Annotated in this window: 17 protein-coding genes; 9 read left to right on the top strand and 8 right to left on the bottom strand. The window is 63.5% G+C overall.

The genetic code is table 11. The annotated features are described in order from the left end of the window. Positions 1 to 28: 28 nt before the first annotated feature. From L8F45_RS07995 to L8F45_RS07985, 3 genes are all read right to left on the bottom strand, one after another. Positions 29 to 799, bottom strand: a complete 771-nt coding sequence (locus L8F45_RS07995; RefSeq protein WP_342362343.1) for an N-acyl amino acid synthase FeeM domain-containing protein — start codon at positions 797 to 799, stop codon at positions 29 to 31. 177 nt (positions 800 to 976) lie between these two features. Continuing rightward, entirely contained in the window at positions 977 to 3,274 is a 2,298-nt protein-coding gene (locus L8F45_RS07990) for a putative bifunctional diguanylate cyclase/phosphodiesterase (RefSeq protein WP_342362342.1), read from the bottom strand. Between the two features lie 233 nt (positions 3,275 to 3,507). Then, positions 3,508 to 3,933 carry an Lrp/AsnC family transcriptional regulator gene (locus L8F45_RS07985; RefSeq protein ID WP_342362341.1) on the bottom strand — a complete coding sequence of 142 codons (426 nt, stop codon included), beginning with the start codon at positions 3,931 to 3,933 and terminating at the stop codon, positions 3,508 to 3,510. A 127-nt stretch (positions 3,934 to 4,060) separates the two neighbouring features. On the opposite strand from L8F45_RS07985, the gene rocF reads away from it, so the two are divergent. The 7 genes from rocF (at position 4,061) to L8F45_RS07950 (ending at position 11,071) form a co-directional block, all read left to right on the top strand. Then, positions 4,061 to 5,017: an arginase gene (rocF, locus tag L8F45_RS07980; protein WP_342362340.1), complete on the top strand. Its 957-nt coding sequence runs from the start codon at positions 4,061 to 4,063 to the stop codon at positions 5,015 to 5,017. 15 nt (positions 5,018 to 5,032) lie between these two features. After that, on the top strand, positions 5,033 to 6,244 hold the full coding sequence (gene rocD / locus L8F45_RS07975; RefSeq protein ID WP_342362339.1) for an ornithine--oxo-acid transaminase: 1,212 nt from the start codon (positions 5,033 to 5,035) through the stop codon (positions 6,242 to 6,244). A 66-nt stretch (positions 6,245 to 6,310) separates the two neighbouring features. Beyond that, positions 6,311 to 6,541: a hypothetical protein gene (locus L8F45_RS07970; protein WP_342362338.1), complete on the top strand. Its 231-nt coding sequence runs from the start codon at positions 6,311 to 6,313 to the stop codon at positions 6,539 to 6,541. A 326-nt stretch (positions 6,542 to 6,867) separates the two neighbouring features. Beyond that, on the top strand, positions 6,868 to 8,184 hold the full coding sequence (locus L8F45_RS07965) for an ABC transporter substrate-binding protein (protein WP_342362337.1): 1,317 nt from the start codon (positions 6,868 to 6,870) through the stop codon (positions 8,182 to 8,184). 196 nt (positions 8,185 to 8,380) lie between these two features. Next, positions 8,381 to 9,334 carry a carbohydrate ABC transporter permease gene (locus L8F45_RS07960; RefSeq protein ID WP_342362336.1) on the top strand — a complete coding sequence of 318 codons (954 nt, stop codon included), beginning with the start codon at positions 8,381 to 8,383 and terminating at the stop codon, positions 9,332 to 9,334. A 52-nt stretch (positions 9,335 to 9,386) separates the two neighbouring features. Then, complete coding sequence (locus L8F45_RS07955) at positions 9,387 to 10,232, top strand: carbohydrate ABC transporter permease (RefSeq protein WP_425330016.1); 846 nt, start codon at positions 9,387 to 9,389, stop codon at positions 10,230 to 10,232. 68 nt (positions 10,233 to 10,300) lie between these two features. Further along, on the top strand, positions 10,301 to 11,071 hold the full coding sequence (locus L8F45_RS07950) for an NUDIX hydrolase (RefSeq protein ID WP_342362334.1): 771 nt from the start codon (positions 10,301 to 10,303) through the stop codon (positions 11,069 to 11,071). A 43-nt stretch (positions 11,072 to 11,114) separates the two neighbouring features. On the opposite strand, the gene L8F45_RS07945 is transcribed toward L8F45_RS07950, so the two are convergent. From L8F45_RS07945 to L8F45_RS07925, 5 genes are all read right to left on the bottom strand, one after another. Next, positions 11,115 to 12,026: an alpha/beta fold hydrolase gene (locus L8F45_RS07945; RefSeq protein ID WP_342362333.1), complete on the bottom strand. Its 912-nt coding sequence runs from the start codon at positions 12,024 to 12,026 to the stop codon at positions 11,115 to 11,117. A gap of 159 nt (positions 12,027 to 12,185) precedes the next feature. Continuing rightward, on the bottom strand, positions 12,186 to 12,827 hold the full coding sequence (locus L8F45_RS07940; RefSeq protein WP_342362332.1) for an NAD(P)H-dependent oxidoreductase: 642 nt from the start codon (positions 12,825 to 12,827) through the stop codon (positions 12,186 to 12,188). A 20-nt stretch (positions 12,828 to 12,847) separates the two neighbouring features. Next, a complete protein-coding gene (gene kce, locus L8F45_RS07935) occupies positions 12,848 to 13,774 on the bottom strand; it encodes a 3,5-dioxohexanoate:acetyl-CoA acetone transferase (RefSeq protein WP_342362331.1) in 927 nt (308 codons plus the stop codon). A gap of 72 nt (positions 13,775 to 13,846) precedes the next feature. Beyond that, positions 13,847 to 14,791, bottom strand: a complete 945-nt coding sequence (locus L8F45_RS07930) for a DUF6282 family protein (RefSeq protein ID WP_342362330.1) — start codon at positions 14,789 to 14,791, stop codon at positions 13,847 to 13,849. 32 nt (positions 14,792 to 14,823) lie between these two features. Then, the gene (locus tag L8F45_RS07925; protein ID WP_342362329.1) at positions 14,824 to 15,618 is read right to left on the bottom strand and encodes an HpcH/HpaI aldolase family protein; all 795 of its coding nucleotides are present in this window, start codon (positions 15,616 to 15,618) and stop codon (positions 14,824 to 14,826) included. Between the two features lie 130 nt (positions 15,619 to 15,748). On the opposite strand from L8F45_RS07925, the gene L8F45_RS07920 reads away from it, so the two are divergent. Next, positions 15,749 to 16,534 (top strand): IclR family transcriptional regulator, encoded by a 786-nt coding sequence (locus L8F45_RS07920; RefSeq protein ID WP_342362328.1) that lies wholly within the window; start codon positions 15,749 to 15,751, stop codon positions 16,532 to 16,534. 112 nt (positions 16,535 to 16,646) lie between these two features. After that, entirely contained in the window at positions 16,647 to 17,783 is a 1,137-nt protein-coding gene (locus L8F45_RS07915; protein ID WP_342362327.1) for an ABC transporter substrate-binding protein, read from the top strand. Position 17,784 lies beyond the last annotated feature (1 nt).

Raw genomic sequence — 17,784 nt, 5'->3', positions numbered from 1 at the left:
CAATCTTCCGAAAATGACAGGCCGCCGCTCAGGCGGCGTGGATCGAGAAAGGCCGCGAGGACGCGCGCGCCGACGGCGGAATCATGGGCCGCGAGGACCGGATGAGGGTCGGTACGACCCGCTTCGGGGCGGCGCCGAACAGGCGCTCGCGCTCCGCCGCGGTCGAGGCCATGAACGGATGGCGGGCGATGACCTTCTCGCGCGTCTCGCGATAATCGAACCGCAAAAGAGCGATCGGCTTGGTCAGCGGCGGATAGGGCCGCGGCTCGCCATCCTGATGGAGGAAGAACATCCTCTTGTAGAAAGCGCGATGCTCTTCGCGGCAGGCCGCGAGGCCGATATCGGCGTTGAAATGTTCGCATGCGAGGAACGGCAGGCGAACGGTCGCCTGCGGCAGATAGGGATATTCGCGAGCCAGCAAAGGATCGGCCACGAAGCGCGTCGGATCAATTAACACTTTTCCGGTGTCGATTTCCGGTCCGAGAATGTCGCTGAACACCGACACCGACGGCGTGACCGGATGCCGCGGCGAGCCCACATGCAATCGGAGAGAACTGACCATGACGCCGTCGAAATAGCACCCGAAATTATAGGCGTTCGGCAGGTCGTCATAGCGGTCCTTGAACAATTTGCTCTTGTTCGGCTCGATCGTCCCCTCGCGCACATAGGCGTCGTAGCGCAGTCGGAAAATCGCTTCCCTCTCGTCGAGAGTGCGCGCCAACCGGCAGTCCAGCCGCTCAACGAAGTCCCTCACCCGCACCGAGAATTCGGTGCTTTTTCCTGCTGCTGCGACGCTCACGACGAACCCCTGATCTGACGGCGCGCGGATCATTAATAGAACCTTAACGCCCGTAAAGAAATCCCTTTAAACTTCGTTAACGGGCCGGGAAATACGTGTGATTGCGCATGAACGCGCGCGTTCAACGCCTGAAAATTAATCTTGAGCGTGGGTGTTGGGGGCCGCGATGCGGCCGGCTTACGCGACGCGCGCGAGGATGCGCGGCGGATCGCCGAGGATGCTGCGAATATCCTTCGCCGAGAGCGCCGGGCTGAACAGGAAGCCCTGCACTTCGTCGACGAAGCCGTCATTCGCGAGAATATAGAGCTGCTGGAGAGTCTCGACGCCTTCGACGACGACGGACAATCCAAGCTCCGAACTCAGCCTCAACACGCCGCGCAACAGGCTGAGAGAATTCTGGTCGTGTTCAATGTCGCGCAGGAAGGAGCGATCGATCTTCACCTTGTCCAAAGGGAAGGTTCGCAAATAGCTCAGGCTTGAATAGCCCGTGCCAAAATCATCGAGCGACACGCGCACGCCCATCGCGCGCAGCTTTCGCAGCACGATCAGCGTCTGCTCGCTTTCCGATAGGAACGCCGACTCCGTGATCTCGAGTTCGAGACGGCGCGGATCAAGACCGGACTGGCGCAGCGCGTGCTCGACGGATTCGACAATGTCGCCGCGGTGAATCTGAATTGACGAAACATTGACGGCGACGCGCTGTCCGCTCTGCCAGCTCGCGCATTCCTTGCACGCCTTCAGCAGCGTTTGCGCGCCGATCTCGATGATGAGCCCCATTTCCTCGGCGACGGGAATGAACTCCGCCGGCGAGATGAAGCCGCGCTCGGGATGGTTCCAGCGCAGCAGGGCCTCGCAGCTCGTCACCATGTCTTCGCGAATATTGTACAGCGGCTGATAGTAAGGCGTCAGTTCGCCATTCATCATCGCCTTGCGCAAATCCGTTTCGAGTTGCCGCCGCGCTTGCGCGCGCGTGTCCATGTCGCGCTCGAAGAAGCTGAAATCGCCGCGTCCGTTGGCTTTCGCGCGATAGAGCGCCATGTCGGCGTTCTTGAGAAGCTGGTCGGTGCTCAGCCCGTCATGCGGCGCCATCGCGATGCCGACCGACGCGCCCGCCACGACCTGACTGCCGTCGATGTCGTAGGGTTCCGCGAGCGCCTGGATGATGCGCGAGGCGACGGCAGCCGCTTCCTTGTGATCGCGACAGGGATGCTGCAGCACCACGAATTCGTCGGCCCCGAAGCGCGCAACGGTGTCGATGTCGCGCAACACGCCGCGCAGGCGTCCGGCCGCCTCGAACAGCAGCGTATCGCCTGCGGCATGGCCCATCGTGTCGTTGATCTGCTTGAAGCGATCGATATCGACGAACATCACGCAGACCGCGTCGTCCTGACGGCGGCCCGCGAGCACGGCTTCGAGCCGCTCCTGGAATTGCGCGCGGTTCGGCAGGCCGGTCAACACATCGTAGCGCGCCATATGGGCGAGCCGCGCCTCGGCGACTTTCTTGGCCGTCACATCTTCAAGCAGCGCGACGCAACCGCCGCCGCGCATCGGCTGGAATGTCAGATCGAGGCTGCGATCGAAATTCTCAAGCGGCAGCCGCAAAGGTTCGGAAGCGCGAAAGGCGCGCTGAAACGCGCGCGTGAGCACGGCGACTTCATCGGCGCTGGCGGCGCCGGACCCGCCGGCCTCGGTCATGAGATCGTCGACCGACCAATCGTCGCGGCCGACGGCCTTGTCGAGGCCGAAGATTTCGATCCAGCGACGATTGATGACGAGCAGGCGGCCTTTCACGTCGAACATCGCAAGGCCATGCGGCATGTTGTTGAGCGCGGTGTCGAAGCGATCGGCGAGAAGCTGCACGTCGCGGGTCGCGATCACCGCATTGAACAGCGTGTCGCGCAGCCGGTCGCAGACGCGCTTCGAACCATGCAGGAAGGGGATGAGGAACAGCGCGATGCTCACGCTCGCGATGTCGCGCACCAGCAGCAGGCCGAGCACCATGGGGACGCCCATGAGCACGAGCTGCAACACGACGAGCCGCTTGCTGCCGTAGTTGCGGCCGGTCACGCCGACGATATAGGCGAGCGACACCGCAAGGCTGATCAGGCTCGCGCGCGCGTCGCCAACGACCGAGAAGGTGATGAAGCACCAGACGCCGAGAACGAGCACATAGGCGCTGGTGCCGATCTCGTAGGCGCGCTCCCAGCGGCGGGCGTCGGCCCGGTCCGCCGGCATCTGGCGACGGCGGCGATAGGACAGGATATGGGCGCCGCGAAGCGCTCCGATCGCAATGATCGCAAACGCACAGGCATAAAGCACGCCTGCGCCGGTGAGCATCGCCCCGACGAACGCGCCTGCGAAGGCGACGAGGACCCCCATCGTGAAGAAAGGGAAGTCCGAATAAAGCGAATCGACAAGCGCGATATAGACTTCTGTCGGAATCTCGCGCGCCGTGCGATCCTTGGGGTCGAACATCTTTTCGGCCGGCGATCCCTGGCTGCCCCTTGAGCAATCTACAACTAGGCGGCCGAAGTTGAGTTTCGCTTAACCCGCATGGCTAATCGCCGTGGAAAAAAATCCGCGCTTTTCGGGGACGAACGCCGCCCCGGTGAAAGCTCTTCCTTTGCGATCGCCTGCAACCGCCTCGAAAGATTCGCGAATGCGGCAATCTGGTCCCGATGTGGCGGCGCCCGCCCGCTGGAAAGGGCTCACAACTCGCTGAGAAGGATGCTTGTTTCGGTATGGGCCACGCCCTTGACGGCGCGGATCGCAGCCAGCGCCCGATCCAGCGTCGCCAGATCGTCGGCGCGGACCTCGGCGACCATGTCCCAGCGCCCGTTGGTTGAATAGAGCCGCTCGACCTCCGGCAGCCGCTTCAACCCGGCTCCGACCGCCTTTTCATCGCCGGATCTGATCTCAAGCGACGTCAGCGCGCGGACGCCGCTCTCGATTTCCGAGCGCATCCTTGCGGTGAAGCCGATGATGACCCCCTGCCCCATCAGCCTGTCGATGCGGTTCTGGACCGTGCCGCGCGAGACGCCGAGGGAGCGCGCAAGCGTCGCCGTGGACGCCCGGGCGTTCGCCCGCAACAGCGCGATGAGTCGATGATCGAGGGTGTCGAGCGCAGAAGCCATTGCCGTTTCGCCAGAATACTCTGCCGAAACGGCAGATTTGGCCGTCATTCTGACAGAGTTCCGGCTTTCTGTTGAGCGTCCAAAGCGCGAAAATCCACCTTCTCTTCATCAGGGAAAGGCGGACTCGATGCGAAAACCGGGCGACATCGCCATCATCGGCGCCCCCATCGACGCGGGCGCCAGCGTCCGCGGCGCGTCGCTCGGACCGGCGGCCTTGCGCATCTCCGGCCTCGCAGACGAGTTGGCGCGGCTGGGGCGCAAGGTCGTCGACCAGGGCGATGTTTCCGCTCCCTCCGGCGGCGCCCGCGGCGAGGCGCCTCGCCTCCCCGGCTGCGCCAACGCCGACGCGGTCGCGGGCTGGGCGCGCGCGCTGCACGATGCGACGCTGGACGCTCTGCGCGCCGGCCAGACGCCGATGATCCTTGGCGGCGACCACAGCCTGTCCATGGGCAGCGTCAGCGCCGCCGCCCGCCACGCCCGCGCGGAAGGCAAGCGACTCGTCCTGCTCTGGCTCGACGCCCACGCCGATTACAATACGCCCGCGACGACGCCCTCAGGCAATATGCACGGCATGCCGGTCGCATTCCTGACCGGCGATCCCGCGCTTCGACCTCTCCTTGGCGATCGCGAATTCGCGTCGCTGAATCCATCCAACGTGCATCTCTTCGGACTGCGCTCGGTCGATCGCGACGAGCGAGCGGCGCTGGCGGCGAAAGGCATCGACTGCGTCGACATGCGCCGCATCGACGAGTTCGGCGTCTTCGCGCTGATGCGCGATCTTCTCGGCGCGCTCGATCCCGCAACGACGCATCTCCATGTCAGCCTCGATCTCGATCTTGTCGATCCTGCATTGGCGCCAGGCGTCGGCACGCCTGTCGAAGGCGGACTGACCTGGCGCGAGGCGCATCTCATCATGGAGCTGATCCATGAGAGCGGGCTGATGCGCTCGCTCGATCTCGTCGAGCTCAACCCGCTGCTCGACGAGCGCGGCCGCACCGCGCGCCTCGCGATCGAACTCGTCGCCAGCCTGTTCGGAAAATCGGTGCTCGGCCGCGCCGAAACGCCGGCCGCGCGCGCCGCCTGAGCGATGGAGAATGTGATGACCGTCCAAAGCGCTGACCTCATCGCGCTCGAACAGCAGCTCGGCGCGAACAACTACAAGCCGCTCGACGTCGTGCTGTCGCGCGGCCAGGGCGTCTGGGTCTGGGACGTCGAGGGCCGCCGCTATCTCGACGGCCTCGCCGCCTATTCCGCGATCAATCAGGGCCATTGTCATCCCAGGATCGCCGCGGCGATGATAGAGCAGATGGGCAAGCTGACGCTGACCTCGCGCGCCTTCCGCAACGATCAGCTCGCGCTCTTCTATCGCGATATCGCCGAACTCACGGGATCACATCGCGTGCTGCCGATGAACAGCGGCGCCGAGGCGGTCGAGACCGCGATCAAGGCGGTGCGCAAATGGGGCTACGAGGTGAAGGGCGTGCCAGCTGGACAGGCGGAGATCATCGTCTGCGCCGATAATTTCCATGGCCGCACGCTCGCCGTCGTCGGCTTCTCCAGCGATCCGGAATCGCGCGGCGGCTTTGGCCCGTTCGCGCCGGGATTCCGCATGGTCCCATTCGGCGACGCCGACGCGCTTGAAAAGGCGATCACGCCGAACACCGTCGCGTTCCTCGTGGAACCGATTCAGGGCGAGGCCGGCGTGATCATTCCGCCTGCCGGCTATCTCAAGCGCGCGCGCGAACTCTGCACGCAGCACGGCGTGACGCTGATTTTCGACGAGATCCAGACCGGTCTCGGCCGCACCGGAAAACTGCTCGCCGAAGAGCATGAAGGCGTCGAGGCCGATGTGACGCTTGTGGGAAAGGCGCTGTCGGGCGGCTTCTATCCTGTCTCTGCGGTGCTTTCGAACAGCGAAGTGCTCGGCGTCTTGAAGCCCGGCCAGCACGGCTCGACGTTCGGCGGCAATCCCCTCGCCTGCGCCGTCGCGCGCGCGGCGCTGCGCGTGCTCGTCGAGGAAGGGATGATCGAGAACGCCGCCATTCAGGGCGAACGGCTGCTTCAGGGCTTGCGCGCGATCCGCAGCAACATTGTGCGCGACGTGCGCGGCCGCGGCTTGATGACGGCGGTCGAACTCGCGCCGGAGGCCGGCGGCGCGCGCGGCTATTGCGAGGCGCTGAAGACGCGCGGCGTGCTCGTGAAGGAGACGCATGAGCATACGATCCGCGTCTCGCCGCCGCTGGTGATCAAGCCGGAGGAGATCGACTGGCTGGTCGAGCAGTTCGATGCAGTGCTTTCGTCCGGAAATTGAGCAGCCGCGGGAACGAAGCCGGCGCAAGCGGGTTTGACCTCCGGACGACAAGCGCGGAGATTCGGCATGGATTCGCCAGCCAGCAAGCGATCCAAACAGGAAAAGGCGGAAGAGCTGCTTGAGCAGGGGCTTGAGGACACGTTCCCGGCCAGCGATCCGCCGGCGGCCACAGTTCCCGCGGCTGAAGACATCATTCCGCCGGGCGCAGGCGCGCCGCCGAAACCGCGTGAGGACAAGAAGCTGACCGATCGCGACGAGGGCGAGCCTCCGAAGCGCAAGACTCCCTCCTGGGTCTGAAACGAATCTGGCGACGATTGAGGATTGAGCCGCGTTCGTCGCGACGTCGCGAAATTCGTCATCGCGTCGCGTAAAGTTCGCCGCGGACAAGTTCGTCTGGAGAAAAACGCTCCTTCAAAAATATCTCACGCGCGCAATTGTGCGGCGCAATAGCCGCGCGCCTGAAATCAAGGCGCCCTCATCCCTTTGAAGCCCTTGGCGGCGCGCGACGAATTGCTCTAGCCTTGCCTCGACCATCGAGGTCGAGGCTCGCGATCCCAACGGACACGGGAGACCTCAGTCAGGAAGGCGGCCGCCAGAGCCGCCCCGCTATTGGAGGAATGCCGATGTCGACGTCACGACGGAAAATATTGCTTGGCGGCGCGGGCCTCATTGCGGCGCCGCATCTCATTTCCAGCGAAACATGGGCGCAAAGCGGTTCGAAATTCACGCCCGAGAAAGGCGCGACGCTGCGCGTGCTGCGCCCGACGAAATTCGTCGATCCCGACGAGACCATCTTCAAGGAGAATTCCGAAGCCTTCACCAAAGCGACCGGCGTGCCGGTGCGCGTCGATTTCGCGGGCTGGGAGGATTTGCGGCCGCAAACCGCCGTGTCCGCCAACACCGGCGCCGGCCCCGACGTCATCGTCGGCTGGACCGATGATCCCCATGTCTACGCCGACAAGCTGCTCGATATGACCGAACTCGCCGGCTATCTCGGCGATAAATATGGCGGCTGGTATCCGCTCGCCGAGCGCTACGGCAAGAAGCATGGCACCAACCAGTGGATCTGCATTCCCATGGGCGGATCTGGCGGTCCCGCCGTCTATCGCGAGAGCTGGGTCAAGGAAGCCGGCTTCGAAAAATTCCCGACCAATGTCGATGACTATCTCAAGCTCTGCCAGAATCTGAAGAAGATCGGACACCCCGCGGGCTTTGCGTTGGGCAATGCGGTCGGCGACGGCAATTCATTCACTCATTGGCTCGTCTGGTCGCATGGCGGCTACATGGTCGACGAGAATCTGAAGGTCGCGATTAACAGCAAGGAAACCATCGCGGCGCTGAAATATGCGAAGGAGCTCTACCAGACGCTCATTCCCGGCACGCTCTCCTGGCTCGATCCCAGCAACAACAAGGCGCTGACGGCGGGCGAAATCGGGCTCACGCAGAATGGCGTTTCGCTCTATTTCTCGATCAAGAATTCGAAGGACCCGGAGATCGCCAAGATCGGGCCCGATCTCAATCACGCGCGCATGCCGATCGGCCCTGTCGGCCGCCCGACGGAGACGGCGCTTGTCGTGAACGCGATGGCGTTCAAGCACACCAAATATCCGAACGCGGCGAAGGCCTATCTCCAGTTCATGATGGAGCAGGAGCAATACGACAAATGGCTGACCGGCTGCTACGGCTACTGGGCGCAGCCGTTGAAAGCCTACGCGAAGAGCAAGGTGTGGGAGAGCGATCCCAAGATCACGCTCTATCGCGATACGATCGAGAACGCGCTCTGGTACGGCTACAAGGGGCCGATCACCGAAGCCGCGAGCGCGGTCAACGCCGAATATGTGATGGTGCAGATGGTGGCCTCCGTCTGCTCCGGCCAGGCGACGCCCGAACAGGCGGCGGCTGAAGCGGAGCGTCGCGCGAAGCGTTATTATCGCTCGTAAGCAGACATGTCAGATGAGCTCGCCTGGACGATCAGCGCGAGTAACACATGACCACGATATTTGCCCCTCACCCGGCTCGCCGCGATGCGGCTCGCCACCCTCTCCCCGCTTGCGGGGAGAGGGAAAGCATCGGCGCGCGCCAGCGCGTCGATGCAGGGTGAGGGGCAAGCGTCATCGCTAGGAGAAAGCTGAAAGCATGGCGGTCGCCGCAGACATATGGACAGAAGGCGAGGAGAAACAGAACTGGCTCGTCCGCCTGTTCGACTGGAAGCCGTTTCTCGTCGCGATCTGTCTCGCGCCAGCGCTCGGCCTGCTGCTTGTCTTTCTGACCTATCCACTCGGGCTCGGCGTCTGGCTCGCCTTCACCGACACGCGCATCGGCCGCAGCGGCGTTTTCATCGGGCTCGAGAATTTCGAGTCGCTGCTGCAGGATCAGGTGTTTCTGATGTCGGTCGGCAACACCATCCTTTACACGGTGGTGGCGACGATCGGGAAATTCGCGCTCGGCCTCTGGCTTGCGCTGCTGCTCAATCATCATCTCCCTTTCAAGGCGTTGCTGCGCGCGATCATCCTCGTGCCCTGGATCACGCCGACGGTGCTGTCCGCCATCGCGTTCTGGTGGATCTATGATCCCCAGTTCTCAATCATCTCCTATGTGCTGGTGGACGTGCTCGGCTGGAAATCGACCTATATCGATTTTCTCGGCACGCCATGGCATGCGCGCTGGTCGCTCATCGCAGCCAATATCTGGCGCGGCATTCCCTTCGTCGCGATCTGCCTGCTCGCCGGCCTTCAGACGATTTCACCCTCGCTCTACGAAGCGGCGATGCTCGACGGCGCGAGCGCCTGGCAGCGCTTCCGCCATGTCACCATGCCGATGCTGATGCCGATCCTCGCGGTCGTGCTGACGTTTTCGGTGCTGTTCACCTTCACCGATTTCCAGCTTGTCTACGCCATCACGCGCGGCGGCCCGGTGAATTCGACCCATCTCATGGCCACGCTCGCCTTCCAGCGCGGCATTCCCGGCGGCCAGCTCGGCGAAGGCGCAGCGATCGCCGTCGCCATGATCCCGTTCCTCGTCTTCGCCACCTTGTTCAGCTATTTTGCGCTGGCGCGGCGCAAATGGCAGCAGGGAGAGAGCAATGACTGATCTCGCCGCGACCGCGGATCAGCCGGTCGAGTCCGCGCGCGCGCCGGCGGAGATGGCGTCATGGGATTCCGCGCTGAAGCGCTGGATCACGGTCTATCTGCCGCTGATGCTGTTCGTGTTCGTGCTGCTGTTCCCGTTCTACTGGATGGCGATCACGACGTTCAAACCGAACGCAGAACTCTACAATTACAAGCAATACAACCCGTTCTGGGTGAAGTCGCCGACGCTGGCGAATGTGAAGAAGCTGCTGTTCGACACCGATTATCCCCAATGGCTCTTCACCACCATGATGGTCGCAGTGGTGGCGACGGCGATCTCGCTCATCTGCAGCGTGCTCGCGGCCTATGCGATCCAGCGCCTGCGCTTCAAGGGCTCGGCCTATGTCGGGCTGGCGATCTATCTCGCCTATCTCGTGCCGCCCTCGATCCTGTTCATTCCGCTGGCGACGATGATCTTCAAGTTCGGGCTGTTCGACAGCCCGATGGCGCTGATCCTGACTTATCCCACCTTCCTCATTCCCTTCTGCACCTGGCTGCTGATCGGCTATTTCAAGTCGATCCCCTACGAGCTTGAGGAATGCGCCATGATCGACGGCGCGACGCGCCTGCAGATTTTGAGGCGCATCACCATGCCGCTCGCCGTGCCCGGCCTCATCTCCGCCGGCATCTTCGCCTTCACGCTGTCCTGGAACGAATTCATCTATGCGCTGGCCTTCATCCAGTCCGCGGAGAAGAAAACCGTTCCGGTCGCGGTGCTGACGCAGCTCGTCGAGGGCGACGTCTATCACTGGGGCTCGCTCATGGCGGGAGCGCTGTTCGGCTCGATCCCCGTCGCCCTGCTCTATTCCTTCTTCGTCGAATATTACGTCTCGTCGCTCACGGGGGCCGTGAAGGAATAGCGTCGGCGCTTGCATGCGGAGTTGGGCGCTGGTTCCCTGCCCGACAAATGAATTGAGATTCTGAACTGATGCCATCAGAAACACCCGTCCGCCTCGCCTCGACAATCATGGTGGTGCGCGACAATCCCCATCTCGAAGTGCTGATGGTGCAACGCCATCATGAGATCGACTTCATGCCGGGCGCGCTCGTGTTTCCCGGCGGCAAGGTCGATCCCGATGATTCACATCCGGACTGGGCGGCGCATGCGCTCGGCTGGAACGATTATTCGCATGAGGAAAGAGCGGCGAAAATCGCCGCGGCGCGCGAGGCCTTCGAGGAATCAGGGCTGCTTTTCGGAGAGGGCGGCGAACTCCCTGACATGAAGGAGAGCATCGCTTTGCGGCAGTCTGTGGCGAAGGGCGGCTTTCCCTTCTCGCGCGTGGTCGCCGATTGCGAGATGAAGATCGACCTCTCGCAGATGGTTCTCTTCGCGCGCTGGGTTACGCCCGAATTCATGGCGAAGCGCTTCGACACTTTCTTCTATATCGCCCGCGCGCCGGCCGATCAGATCGCTGAACAGGATGGCTGGGAAACTGTCGACGCGGAATGGATGCGCCCGAACGCGGCGCTGGAGCTTGGCGCGTCCGGCCGCAAGACGCTCGTCTTCCCCACGCGCGTCAACCTCGAACTGCTGGCGCACAGCAACAGCGTCGAGGAAGCCTTGAATGCGGCCCGCAAGCGCGTGATCCAGACGATCACGCCGTGGCTCGAAACGCGCGCCGACGGCACCTTCCTGACCATCTCGGGCGATACGGTTTACGGCGAGGCGCGCGAGCGCTTCGCCGCGCCGACGTCATAGGCCGGAAAGAAACGGCCGGAGCGGGACTCCGGCCGACAGGCGCTCATTTCCGATCGAGGAACTTACGGATCGCGGCGATGGTCGCGACGGGCTCTTCCTCCATCAGCCAATGGCCGGATTTCGGAATCACGACCTCGGTCACATCAGTCGCCGCATTGCGCATCACGACCGCTTCCATGGCGCCGAACGACTTCTCGCCGCCGATCGCGAGCACAGGCATCGCGAGCTTGTTCGCGACTTCGGGCTTGTTCTCCTCGGCGTCTCTGGGAAAGGCGAGGAATTGCGCGAAGGCCGAATGCATCGCGCCCGGCCGCGCATAGAGCGCGGCGTAGTGTCGGCGCGCTTCTTCGTCGATCTTCGCGCGGTCGCCGGCGAATTCGTTCCAGAAGCGATCGAGATAGATGCGCTCGCGGCCCTTCACGAGACGCTCGGCGTCAGGTCCGCCGAACGAGAAATGCCAGAGCAGTGGATTGCGCAGGATTTCATCCCACGGCGGCACGCCGGGAACCGGCGCATCCATCACGACGAGCTTCTCCGTCTTGTCGCGGTAGCGCGCGGCGTAGGCGTAGGCGACCATGGTGCCGATGTCGTGCCCAATGATGACGGCGCGATCGACGCCGAGTTTTTCGAGCACGCCCCTGATGTCGGCGGCCTGATTCCGCTTCTCGTATCCGCCTGCGGGATAAGAGGAGAGGCCCATGCCGCGCAGGTCGGGCGCGATGACAGTGTGATCGCGCGCGAGATCGGCGGCGAGCGGCGCCCACATGTCGCCGGTATCGCCGAAACCATGGATCAGCACGACGGCCGGACCCTTGCCGCCCGAGCGAACATGGATGGTCGCGCCGTTGCTCTCGATGTTCTGGATGCGGAAGCCTGCGGGAAACGGCTTCACCTCGGCGGCCGCCGGCTGCGCCAGCAGCAACACGCCCAACGCGGCGGCAATCACTTTCAACATGACGCTCTCCTCTTCATTCGAATAGCCGCAGCGGGGGTCGCCCGGCGCTTTCGGTCGCCGCCAAGATGATTGCCCCGGATTGTCCTGAAGGAGGCGTTCGGCGATCCACACTATTGGGAAGTCGCGTAACGATAAAAGCGGAGAAATGAAAAGGCCGGTTCAGACCAGCGCTTGCCTCACGCGCTCGCCCCAGGCTTCGAGATAGGCCTTACGCGCGGCGTCATCGACGCGCGGCGCGCCATAGGCGACGAAGGGCTCGAACACTTTCATGCCCATATATTCAAGCGCCAGCCGCTGCACCGGCCACAGCACCTTCTCGATCGGGCCATAGACGCCCTCGTCGGAGAAACGCTGCGGCGTGCCGCCGGTCGCGACGCAGAACAGGCCGCGCTTGTCCTTGAACAGGCCGCTGTCGAAACGCGCGCCATCGACATATGCGAAGCCATAGGCGAGCACGCGCTCGAGCCAGCCCTTCAGGATCGCCGGCGGCCCGCCCCACCACAGCGGAAACGCGAACATGATGAGGTCGGCGCGGCTCACGCGATCCTGCTCGCGCTTGAGCTCATCGGCGAACGCCTTCTGCTCCGCCGCCTTCGCCTGCTCATTCTGGTAATGGAAGCGCGAGGCGTCGGCGACGCTGGTGAAGTCATGCCGCCCGGCGACGGGATTGAAGCCGGAGCCATAGAGATCGGACACCTCGACGCTGTGGCCGACCGCCTCGATCGTCTCGACAGCCTTGTCCTTGAGAGCCGCCGTGAACGAGGTCGGCTCCATATGGGCGTAAACGATCAGCGCGTGCATGTGCCTATTACTGTCCAGACCTAGAATTCGACGCGATCGCCGCCTTTGAGCTGCAGGATCTCGCGCGCGTCTTCCGGCGTCGCAATTTCAAGGCCCAGCCCTTCGAGGATCTGGCGCGCGCGCTTCACCTGCGCAGCGTTCGATTTCGCCAGTTGGCCTGGACCGTCCCACAGCGAGTCTTCGAGGCCGACGCGCACATTGCCGCCCATCGACGCCGCCATGGTGATGATGGGCATCTGGTTCCGGCCGGCGCCGAGCACCGACCAGCGATAAGAGTCGCCGAACAGCCGGTCCGCCGTGCGCTTCATATGCATCACGTCTTCCGGATGTGGGCCGATGCCGCCAAGGATGCCGAACACGCTCTGCACGAAGAAGGGCGGCTTGACGAGGCCGCGATCGACGAAATGGGCCAGCGTGTAGAGATGGCCGATATCATAGCATTCGATCTCGAAGCGCGTGCCGTTCTCGGCGCAGGTCGTCAGGATGCCTTCGATATCCTTGAATGTGTTCTTGAAGACGCGGTCGCGCGAAGCTTCCAGCGCCGGCTTCTCCCAATCGTGCTCGAATTCCTTGTAGCGGGCCAGCATCGGGAACAGACCGAAATTCATCGAGCCCATATTGAGCGAGGCGACCTCCGGCTTGAACACAGCGCAGGGCTTCAGCCGCTCCTCGATCGTCATGCCAGGCGCGCCGCCCGTGGTGATGTTCACCACGCAGTTCGAGCGCTGCTTGATCACCTTGAGGAACGGCAGGAAGGCTTCCGGACTCTGATCAGGCCGCCCGTCCTTTGGATCGCGCGCATGGAGATGCACGATCGACGCGCCCGCCTCGGCTGCGCCGATCGCAGCGTCTGCGATTTCCTGCGCCGTGACGGGCAGATGGGGCGACATCGACGGGGTATGGATCGAACCCGTCACCGCGCAGGTGATGATGACTTTGCGCGCCATGAATAACGCCTCGCTTGATGGAAATCGGAGCGGCGATCTTCTCACATCGCCGCGCCGGCGCCAGAGGTTGTCTCAGGCGGCGGCGCGCGCCGGGAGATCGCTCTCGATCCCGAGCACATGGGCGACGTTCGTCGAGAACATCTTGCGGATGTCAGCGTCGGAATAGCCGAGATCCATGCACATCCTGATGCCGCGCCGCATGCCGTCGACGGGATGGAAGACGCCGACCTGGCCGAGATCCGAGCACATGATGGTTTTTTCGACGCCGGCGGCGTCGATCATCTCCTTGAGGTAGCTCGCCTCGTGATGCTTGAACTTGCAGCCGTCGAGAAACATGCACAGCGAGTGCTCGACATAGGCGCCGATCGCAACCGCCTCGCGCACATCCTCCAGCGTCGCATAGACCATATCCTCGGGGTGGGTGAAGATCATACGCTTGACGCCGCGCTTCTTCGCTTCCGCGAAGACCGTCAGCGTCTCCTTCGCATGGAGATGGCCGCTGGCGAGCGCCATGCCGGTCTTCGCCACCACATCGAGGATTTCCTTGGCGTCGTCGCGCACCGCGCCGTCGCTGTTGGTGACAGGCACCACGCTCGCCGGCCTGATCTTCGATGTCGAAGCGGGATGGGAGCGCCCGGATTCCTTTTCCCAGTTGAGATGATTGGCGGCGGCGAGCGTCGGCAGCCAGACGATCTTGCCGCCCATCGCCGCGGTGTGCTCGACCCCGTAGGGATTGAGGCCGCCAACGACATTGTTGAGCACGATGCTGGAATAGACCTTCGTCGTCAGCTCGGGATGATGCTTGTTGATCAGCGCCGCCGTCATCACGCCGGCATAATCGTGATCCTTGGTCACGATCGCCGCCATTCCCGCCTTCGACGCCTCGCGCGCAAGCTCGAGATGGTCGATGGCGCGCGGCGCGATCGAGGGACCGCTATGCACATGCGGGTCGACGGCGCCAACCATGAGCGCGTCGATGCGCTTCTCGATCGATTTCGGATCGCCTGTCGCTGCCATGTTCAACTCCTTGATGTAAGGGCGCGCCGACGTCACGCCGTCTTGCGCAGCGCCATGAAATCGCCGGCGACCTTGGTCGCCGCCTGCCGCATCAGCCCCTGATCCGACGAGACAATGAAGGCGCTCGCACCAATCTCCGTGAATTTCGCCGCGTCCGCCGCGCCGCCGACCATCATGCAGATCGGCTTCTTCGCCTTGCGCGCCGCCGCCGCGATCTTCTCGGTCGCAGCAAGGGTCTGCGGCGAGTCCATGCCGGGAGCGCCGAGCGCGACGGTGAGGTCGCCGCGTCCGACGAAGATGCCATCAAGCCCGTCCACCGCGAGGATTTCGTCGAGATGATCGAGCGCCTCAGGGTCTTCGATCATGGCGATGACGGTGACCGTCGCGTCCTGCGCGTCGACATGGGCCCATACTCCCGCGCCGCCATAATCTCCCGCGCGCGGCGAATTGGAAAAGCCGCGCTTGCCGCCGCGATAGCGGCAAGCCGCGACCATCTCGCGCGCCTTCTCCGGCGTCGACACATGGGGAACGAGCACGCCGATGGCGCCGTCATCGAGCACGGCGAGCAATTTGGCCGGCGTCGGTTCTGCGACGCGGACGATGCCCGCCGTGCCAGCGGCGCGCGCCGCCAGGAGAGTCTGATCGATGGTGACGCGATCGAAGGGCGCGTGCTCCTCATCGATGACGACGAAGTCGAAGCCGACGCCGCCGAGGATTTCGGTCGCATGTCCGGTCGGCGTCTTGATGAAGGAGCCGAGCAGGGTCTCGCCCGCGAGAAAGCGGCGGCGGAACTCCATCGGCGACGGCTTGCGCGCTGCACTTGACATTTCCAGCGTTTCCTCGCATTTTGTATCGTACATCAGAACGATGTGCTGTATTTCAGCACAAACAACGCCCGCCGCCAGCGACTGTCAAGCGCTTTGTCGCCGCCGGCCGACATGTTGAGGAGGGTGATACATGCCGCGCATCGCCGGCCAGGTCGACGACGGCGTCCAGGCGGTCGCGCTCACCTTGCGCATTCTCGAACATATCTCGCATGAGCGAAAAGCGGTTGGCGTGACGGCGCTGGCGCAAGCGCTCGGCACCACCAAGAGCCGCATCTTCCGCCATCTGCAGACGCTCACTTTGCACGGCTATCTCGCACAGGAGCCGGAAACCGAGCGCTATCACGTCGGGTCGAAACTGATCTCGCTCGGCCGGCAGGTCAGCGACAGCCTCGACATCGTCGACATCGCCACGCCCGTGCTCAGGAATCTGCGCGACACGCTCGGGCATTACAGCGTTCTCTCGCAGGTCGAGCATGACGGCGTGCGCGTGCTCGCTGCGATTTCAGGCCGGTCCCTCGTCGAGATCGGCGTGAAACGCGGCTCTCTTCTGCTCTATCACGCCTCGGCGCAGGGCAAAGTCGCGCTCGCCTATGTGAATGAGGAGAAGCGTCGGCAGGTGCTGCGATCGCGGCTTGAAATGCTGACGCCCTACACGATCGTCAGCGCCGTTGCGCTCGAGCAGGAGCTTGAGCGCGTCAGGACGCGCGGCTGGGCCGGCGGTTACAACGAGTCGCTCATTGGCCTCAATACACTCGCCGCTCCCGTCTTCGACGCGACCGGCGCCATCGTCGCAACTGTCGGCATCGTCGATTCCATCCAGTTCATCGAGGAAACGCCGTCGGACGATCAGATCCGCGAGACGACCGGCGCCGCCGCGCGAATTTCCGAGTTGCTGGGCTATCGCGCGCGCGCCTGAATGGAATGAATTCGCGCGCGTTCGCATCGAGCGCGCTTGACAGCGATAGACCCCGCCCGCATTATTTCAAAAACAGAACGTTGTTTCGAATAACGAAACATGGGAGGAAGGCATGAAATTTCGCTTCGGGGCGATCGGCGCCGCGTGTTTTGCGTTTGGCGTTTCGCACGCCGCGCTCGCCCAGCAGACCTACAAGATCGGCACGGCCGTCGGCCTCACGGGCTACGCCGCCGCGAGCGATCGCGCCTGGCGCGACGGTCAGCAGCTCGCTGTCGACGTTCTCAATGCGAAGGGCGGTCTCGCGGGCAAGAAGGTCGAGCTCATCGTCGAGGACAACCGCTCGGAGCCGCAGGAAGCGGTCGTTGTCTATCGGAAGATGATGTCGAACGACAATGTGCAGGCGTTCGCGAGCGGCTGCGTCTCCGCCGGCAATTTCGCCGCCGCCGGCGCGGTCGTGCGCGCGAAGCTGCCGATGGTGCTCTGCTCGATCCTGCCGCCGCGGCCGGAAGAACAGAAATGGGCCTTTAGCGTGCTGCCGCCGCCGCGTTTCGAGATCGAGGCGCGCTATCGCTACATCAAGGAGAAGACCGACATCAGGAAGATCGGCATTCTCCATGACCCGACACCTTACGCCACGCTGATGAAGGATCTCGGCGTGAAGCTCGCGGCCGAGTTCGGTCTCGAGGTCGTCGCGGTCGAATCCTACAAGCCCGACGACGCCGACTACAGCGTGCAGATCGGCCGCATCAATGGCGGCGGCGGCGGCGCTGTCGTGAAAATGGGACAGGGCGGCTCGACCGTCACGGTCGCAAAAAACATCAGGCAGCTCGGCCTCGACAAGATGCTGCTGCTCGCAAGTCTCGATGACGGCGCGCCTTTGAAGCAGGCCGGCGAAATTCTCGGCGAGCGCTTCATGTTCCCTGCTCCCGGCGTGCAGATTCCGGAATCCATCCCCGCCGGTCCTGCGCGTGAGGCGGCCGACGCCTTCCTCAAGGTGTGGCGCGAAAAGTATGGCGATCGTGATCCGAACGCCGGCGCGCGCGGCTGGGACGCCATCCAGGTGCTCGCGAAGGCGATCGAGATTTCCAAGAATACCGACGGCTCGGAAGTGCGCGACGCGATCGAGAAGGTCACGGGTTTCCAGGGCGCCTTCACCAAGCTCAACTTCTCCGCTGACCAGCATGTCGGCGTCACTGAAAACCCCTATGTGATCGGCGTTCTGCGCAACGGCGCCTTCGCCGTGAAGTGAT

The sequence above is a fragment of the Terrirubrum flagellatum genome (assembly GCF_022059845.1).
GTDB lineage: Bacteria > Pseudomonadota > Alphaproteobacteria > Rhizobiales > Beijerinckiaceae > Terrirubrum > Terrirubrum flagellatum.
The sequence above is the reverse complement of the archived record's forward strand: the minus strand, read 5'-3'. Positions and strand labels throughout refer to the sequence as shown.

Coding starts and splice junctions, on each gene's coding strand:
- L8F45_RS07990 (WP_342362342.1), bottom strand. CDS start 3,274: ATGTTCGACCCCAAGGATCGCACGGCGCGCGAGATTCCGACAGAAGTC.
- L8F45_RS07985 (WP_342362341.1), bottom strand. CDS start 3,933: ATGGCTTCTGCGCTCGACACCCTCGATCATCGACTCATCGCGCTGTTG.
- rocF (WP_342362340.1), top strand. CDS start 4,061: ATGCGAAAACCGGGCGACATCGCCATCATCGGCGCCCCCATCGACGCG.
- rocD (WP_342362339.1), top strand. CDS start 5,033: ATGACCGTCCAAAGCGCTGACCTCATCGCGCTCGAACAGCAGCTCGGC.
- L8F45_RS07970 (WP_342362338.1), top strand. CDS start 6,311: ATGGATTCGCCAGCCAGCAAGCGATCCAAACAGGAAAAGGCGGAAGAG.
- L8F45_RS07965 (WP_342362337.1), top strand. CDS start 6,868: ATGTCGACGTCACGACGGAAAATATTGCTTGGCGGCGCGGGCCTCATT.
- L8F45_RS07960 (WP_342362336.1), top strand. CDS start 8,381: ATGGCGGTCGCCGCAGACATATGGACAGAAGGCGAGGAGAAACAGAAC.
- L8F45_RS07955 (WP_425330016.1), top strand. CDS start 9,387: ATGGCGTCATGGGATTCCGCGCTGAAGCGCTGGATCACGGTCTATCTG.
- L8F45_RS07950 (WP_342362334.1), top strand. CDS start 10,301: ATGCCATCAGAAACACCCGTCCGCCTCGCCTCGACAATCATGGTGGTG.
- L8F45_RS07945 (WP_342362333.1), bottom strand. CDS start 12,026: ATGTTGAAAGTGATTGCCGCCGCGTTGGGCGTGTTGCTGCTGGCGCAG.
- L8F45_RS07940 (WP_342362332.1), bottom strand. CDS start 12,827: ATGCACGCGCTGATCGTTTACGCCCATATGGAGCCGACCTCGTTCACG.
- kce (WP_342362331.1), bottom strand. CDS start 13,774: ATGGCGCGCAAAGTCATCATCACCTGCGCGGTGACGGGTTCGATCCAT.
- L8F45_RS07930 (WP_342362330.1), bottom strand. CDS start 14,791: ATGGCAGCGACAGGCGATCCGAAATCGATCGAGAAGCGCATCGACGCG.
- L8F45_RS07925 (WP_342362329.1), bottom strand. CDS start 15,618: ATGTCAAGTGCAGCGCGCAAGCCGTCGCCGATGGAGTTCCGCCGCCGC.
- L8F45_RS07920 (WP_342362328.1), top strand. CDS start 15,749: ATGCCGCGCATCGCCGGCCAGGTCGACGACGGCGTCCAGGCGGTCGCG.
- L8F45_RS07915 (WP_342362327.1), top strand. CDS start 16,647: ATGAAATTTCGCTTCGGGGCGATCGGCGCCGCGTGTTTTGCGTTTGGC.